Source organism: Xenorhabdus innexi, from assembly GCF_002632485.1.
Taxonomy (GTDB): Bacteria; Pseudomonadota; Gammaproteobacteria; order Enterobacterales; family Enterobacteriaceae; genus Xenorhabdus; species Xenorhabdus innexi.
Window position 1 is genome coordinate 1 of record NZ_NIBU01000229.1, and the last position, 667, is coordinate 667.

A 667-nucleotide genomic window follows, 5' to 3' on the forward strand; every position below is an offset into this window, starting at 1 on the left:
AAGCTGGCTGATTAATCGCCAGGACACCGATCCCTGTGCCAGCGCCGGCCGGGGGATGGTCGGCCTTTTCAGCAGCACAATGTTATTGATAGGGATGGAATCCAGCATGACAAAACTGTCCAGATCCTGTTGCCGCAGCATCGCCGGCAAATCGCGGTTGGTGCACATCACATCGGCGGTCAGAAATTTGAGTTCATTCGGCCAGGGGGAGTGCTGTTCATCCACAATCGACACAAAGGCCTCGGTCCCCAGATAGCTGGTGCGGGTGCCGTAATGGTGGGCATGTTCAGACAGGATACGGGGATCACGGCGCAGGGAAAAATAGGCACCATAATTGCCTTTATCATCACTGAACGTTGACCAGAATGGCCGGAAGATTTGCGTTTCCCGTCGCTTGATATCGGCCCCGTGCAGGCGCTGGACTGAAAAAATTTCGTAATCCAGCGGACGGATATTATCCACCACCAGATGGTACTCATTCGTACTGTCTTCCACCGTAACGCGCTCTGTCAGTTTAGGAAACAGGTTAATCACCGGGGTACTGTTCAGGGCTAAATAAGAAACATCAACCAGATGCTCCAAATCCTCATCGATTTTGTCCAGCAGCAGGATCAGTTCAAACGCCTGGGCTTTTTCCGTCTCTTCCAGTAAAGGCCGCAGGCCACGG

At 52.9% G+C, this 667-nt stretch carries 1 protein-coding gene; it reads right to left on the bottom strand.

Annotation, left to right across the window (positions count from 1 at the left end; genetic code table 11):
• Nucleotides 1-667, bottom strand: a 667-nt coding sequence (locus Xinn_RS21280) for a type VI secretion system baseplate subunit TssF (protein WP_169923654.1), incomplete at both ends; no start/stop codon positions are given.